The 5088-nt window shown below is 67.8% G+C and carries 2 protein-coding genes; one reads left to right on the forward strand and one right to left on the reverse strand.

Features of this window, described 5'->3' with window-relative positions; translation table 11 throughout:
• Positions 1-180: 180 nt before the first annotated feature.
• Entirely contained in the window at positions 181-3603 is a 3423-nt protein-coding gene (locus tag KD1_RS09010) for a phosphodiester glycosidase family protein (RefSeq protein ID WP_068400747.1), read from the reverse strand.
• Positions 3604-3804: 201 nt separating this feature from the next.
• On the opposite strand from KD1_RS09010, the gene KD1_RS09015 reads away from it, so the two are divergent.
• The coding region (locus tag KD1_RS09015) for a hypothetical protein (RefSeq protein WP_068400750.1) at positions 3805-5088 on the forward strand (1284 nt) is incomplete at its 3' end.

Here is a 5088-nt window from a genome sequence, read left to right on the forward strand (position 1 = left end):
GAAGCGGCCCGAAACCATCACTCGGCGTCGGGATCGTGGACCCTGCACTGACGCCTACTGCAACACGATGTGACAGTAGATGTTGCAGTAGATGTTGCAGTAGGTGACTGCGACCAACAGGTGACCGGGTCGACAAGGTGACCGCACGGCGCTCCGACCATGGCCGGAGCGCCGTGCGCCTCACTTCACCGAGACGGTCGCCTTTGCGGTCTCGTCGTTCACCGTCACCGACACCTCGCCACTGCCGGCGCGGAGCGCGGTGAGCTCACCGGTGGCCGGGTCGTACGCCGCGACGGCGTTGCCCCGGGCCTGAGACGCCTTGCCGATGAACACGCCGCTGGCCGACCACTGCGCCGAGACCGGGTACGCCACCGGCACGCGCCGCCCCCCGGGCTGCGTCACCGTCGCGCCGACCTTGACGCTCTGACCGACCGTCATCGCCGGCACGTCACCGAAGGCGATCGCGTCGACGTGCGGGCGCATCTCGACCTCAAGCCACGGGTTAGCGTCCTTCTTCACCGGCTGGGCACGGTGGCGCGCCCAGGTCGGCAGCTTCGGGGCATCCGGGTTGACGCCCACGAGGCTCCAGCCGGCGAAGCCGCCCTGGTCGGTGTCGGCCGACGGGGTCTTGGCCGAGTTGCCGTTGATGACGTAGTCGACACCATCGACCGACGACGCGGAGAACGCGCCGACGTGGGCGTTGATCATCGCCGCGCCCTTGCCGGTCTCGCGGCGGAAGTCACCGAGCCACTCCTCGACGATCCCGACCTCGACGGCGCTGGACATCTGGCTGGTCGCCACCGGGCTCGGGTCGTGCGGCGGGTGGTGCCACATCGTCACGACACCGTTGATCGACGGGTCGGACTTGGCGTCGTCCAACGCGGAGCGCAGCATCTGCCACTGCTTGTACCCGTCGCCCTGGAGGGTGCCGGTCGCGGAGTTGAGCATGACGAACCGGGTGCCCTTGTGCACGAAGCTGCGCTGCGCCGCTCCGAACTCTGTGACCCACGGGCTGATATTGCCCGGGCCCATGATCTCGTGGTTGCCCGGCACGTAGTACCACGGCACCTGGTCGCCGATCTCCTCCTCGATGACGCGGCGCGCGAGCTTGAGGTCATCGGGCCACGCGGTGTCGATCCAGTCGCCGTTGATGACGATGAAGTCCGGCTTCGCCGCCACGGCGGAGCGCAGTGTGCGCCGGGCCTGCGGCACGAGCGACTGGTTCGCGGCAGTGAACTGCGCATCGGAGATGACCGCGAACGAGTAGTCGCCGCCGTCCTTGGCCACGCCGTTCTGCACGACGACGTCGTCCTCGACCTGCGGCTGCGCCGGCAGCGGCACCTCGGGAGCGACCTTGACGGTGATGTCGTCGATGGCCACCGAGCCCTTGTACTGCTTGCTCGCGACCGTCTCGATGATGCCGAAGCGGTACACGTCGATCGGGAACGGCAGACCCTGCGGCACGTCGACCTCGACGTAGCGCCAGCCGGTCCACGTGATGTGCGGACCGTACAGCGGGTAGTACGTGCCGTTCGCGTCATGGATCGAGAACGACCACCACTGGCCGCGCCCGTCGCCCTTGACCCACAACCCGATCTTCTGGGGCTGACCCTCGATGTCGATGTTCAACGGCGATCCGGCATTGGAGGTACGTGTACCGGTCGACTGGGTGAAGTCGTAGTTGATCTGGAGCGCGGTGCCGCCGTTGCGACCCTCGGTCGGCTGCAGCGAGCCGGTCGAACGAGCCCCGGACCACTTCCACTTGGCGGCGTCGTCGAAGTTCGCGACGACCTTCTCCTCGAGACCGACGGCGACGGCGATGTGGGTGGTGACACCGGCCGCGGTCGCGGTGATGACCTCACCGGCCGATGCGACAAGCGGCTTCACGACGAAGCCGCCGCGACCGTCGGGCGTGACCTCGAGCTTGGTCTGGTCGTAATCGAGGGTCAGGTCGGCCGGCTCGATGTCGGCGCGGAACCCGTCCTTGTCGTACCCGACGACGGAGAAGCGTCCGCGCTCCTCCTGCGTGGCGATCGAGACCGTGCGGGTGGTCGACTCCAAGCGGGTCAGGTCACCGAGCACGCGCACTGTGGTCGTGCCGCTGACCGGCCCGGCCGACGCGGTGACCGTGGCATCGCCGGAGCGTCGTGCGGTGAAGGTGCCCTCGGCGCTCACCGTGCCGACGGCGGCCGGGGTCGCGCCGAACGAGACCTCCGCGTCGACGGGGGCGTAGGTCTCGTCGTGGCCGTATGCGTCGAGTTCGCGCGTCAGACCGGGGAAGACCTTGAGGAGGTTCTCGTCCTCGTCGTCGTGTGCCGGGACGACGCGCAGGCCGGTCAACCGGCCGCTGCCCTGCTCGGCGAAGAGGGCCAGGCCGTTGGGGACGCTGCGCTGGTACCCGTCGGAGGGGTCGTTCTCGACGTCGTTGACCTTCTCACCGGCTTCGCGCGCGATGAGCGTGGACGAGCCGCCGCCGTCGAGGTTCATGGCCGAGTCGGCGCCGAGCTCGACGAGGTAGTCACCGAGCTCCTCGAGCGACATGCCACGCGACTGGGCCGTGCGGCCGTCGACGGTGACGAGGAACATCTTCGTACGGTCCTTGGAGAACCCGATCGCGGTGCGCGGGTGGACGGCCTTGTCGCTGCTCGGGACGGTGGCGCCGTCCTTGACGATCGGCCCGCTGCCGCCGATGGCGACCTTCATGTCACCCGCGGAGCTGCGCACCGAGTACGACAGGGACACCTTGTCGCCGACCTTGAGGGCCTTGAGCGCGGTGGCGCCGGCTTCGCGGCCGACGAAGGCGATGGCGCCCTCGGGCAGACGACCGGAGCGCGGTGCGGTGGCCTCGGAGGTGACGACGCCGTCGGTGACGATGACCTCGGCCTTGTTCGACAGGCCCTGCGTGGCGCGGTCACGGGTGTAGTCACCCCACAGCGGGGTGTACGCGCCGATGCCGTTGGTCGGCAGCGCCGAGACGTTGTAGCCGGTCAACGGGCGGGTGACGTCGCCGGGCAGGCTGACCGTGCCGTCGAGGTACATCTGGCTCAGGGCGCCCAGGCCCTGCGCGTCGATGCCGGCGGCGTGGATGCGACCGGCGTTCGGGCCCTTGCGAACCTGGCCGCCGGCGATGCCGATGCCCTGCGCTGCTCCGGAGTTGTTGATGTCGAAGAAGTCGCCGTTGACGCCCGCGACGGCGCCGACCCGGTCGAGCTGCTGACCCAGCGGGGAGGTGCCGGCGACGGAGCCGGAGTCGACGTAGTCGACCTTGAGGCCCTGCGTGCCGAGGTCGGCGGTCAGCACGTCGGTGCGCTGGATGCCGGCGTTGTCGAGCCACTGCTGCGAGGTGAGGTTCAGACCCGGGGCGACCGGGCGCTTCTCCGTGTCGAGGTAGATGCGCTCGGTCCCGGCCGCCTTCGTGGCGAACGACTCGGGCTCGTTGACGTTCGAGGACGCGGCGTGGCGGCGACCTTCGCTCGGGTTGACGTCGTCGAGCGACGGAGCGGAGTCACCGTTGGTGTGCGGGAGGGCGGGCTCGGCGTGGGCGTGCAGGCCCGGGCCGAGGATCAGCGCCGGCACGGCCAGCGCTGTGAGGAGGCGACGCACGGTGGTGCGTGTTCTGTTGGGGGGAGTCACGGGCCAGCAACGTATTCGGCTGGGTGGTAGGGGAAGCAGAATCGCGGTGAAGCCCCAGTGAAGGAGCGGTGAAGTTCGGGTGAGAACGCTCAGAGCGCTCATTGAGGGCTGCCCAAGCAGAACTGTGGATAACCAAGCGGCCCGGTCGTGTGTGCCTCTAGGGTTCTCGGCATGCCCCTTGACCACCTTGCAACCGACTCGGGGCGTGAACTGATGGAGGCCCTGTTACGACCGCAGGTGTGGAGGCATCGAAGGATCGACAGTCTGCGCCTCATGGAAGACCAAACCGGTCGTCGGCGGGTGTCGATTGATTGCACCCCACCGGCGGCCCCTGCGCTCGCCTACTACCCGCAGGAGCGGCGCAGAGGCCTCGCGGAAATCGTTGGGCCTCTCGTCATCCCCGTGGGCCTCATGGAGAAGGGGCCGCTGCGTCACTTCGACATCTCCATCGAAGGCGAGGGGCCGATCCCGATCCTGGGTCGAAATGAGTACCGACCGCTCATGGTGGACGCGTTGATAGGGGAATTGGGAGACGCTGGGGCAGTCATAGAGCCACGCGAGCATTCGCTCAAGCGGGCGCTGGAGTCCCTGGTCGATGGTGATCCGGAGTCGGCGAGTGAAATGGCGCGTGGTTTGATCGAAACCGGGATGGTCGGCAGCGAGCGCGTGTTGGATCCGAAGCAGCTGAGTCAACCTGTCGGGTCCCTGCTGGAGGTCCTTGCTCGGCGGTTTGCGATCCTGGCCTTGGTTCCGCCCCACCTGGCCGGCGGTCGGACCGTGATCAAGTACTCCTACTACTGGAAGGTTGAGCCGACACAACCGCCGTCGCTGGCAGACCGGCTGCTGTCAGCGGCAGGGTTTCGCTCTCTGCCGCTCAATATCGAGACTGGTGGAGCTGGCGAAGCCTCCTCCTTTCACCTGGAGATCCATGCTCCATCCGGAGTCGTTATTCGGTCGCTGACTATGTCGACGGAAGGCGCCAACGAGGATCTCGTGCCCCGGAACGCCATGGACCTCGGGCCGGAGAGCGTCGCGCACGTGTCAGTCAACTACGCACCTCGGTCCCAGCCAGGCGATGCAGTCGCATTGCTGCAGCCCGCTCGCGGTGTCGCTCCGGGGCTGACAGTCTGGGTGCCGGCCTTCGCGTTTTGGTTCTTGGCGCTGGCACTCATCCTGCCCAATGGAAAGGATGCGCTCCTGAGAGCGGCAGACGGCGGCGCCACGATCCTGTTGGCCCTGCCCGCGGTCGTTGCCGCGCTGACGGTCCGAGTGGGGGAGAACCGGATCGCCTCCGACGTGCTGCTGATGTCGAGGCTGGTCGTGCTGGCGCACGCGCTCATGCTGCTGATCGTCGCGGCCTCCCTGGTCGGATCCCTCCGTGAACCCTATTTGACTGCTTTGTGGCTGGTGTTCTCTATCACCGCTGGCCTGACTTGGGCATACTTCCTCCTAGCC

It is taken from the genome of Kribbia dieselivorans NBRC 106261, assembly GCF_001552435.1.
GTDB classification, from domain to species: Bacteria; Actinomycetota; Actinomycetes; order Actinomycetales; family Dermatophilaceae; genus Kribbia; species Kribbia dieselivorans.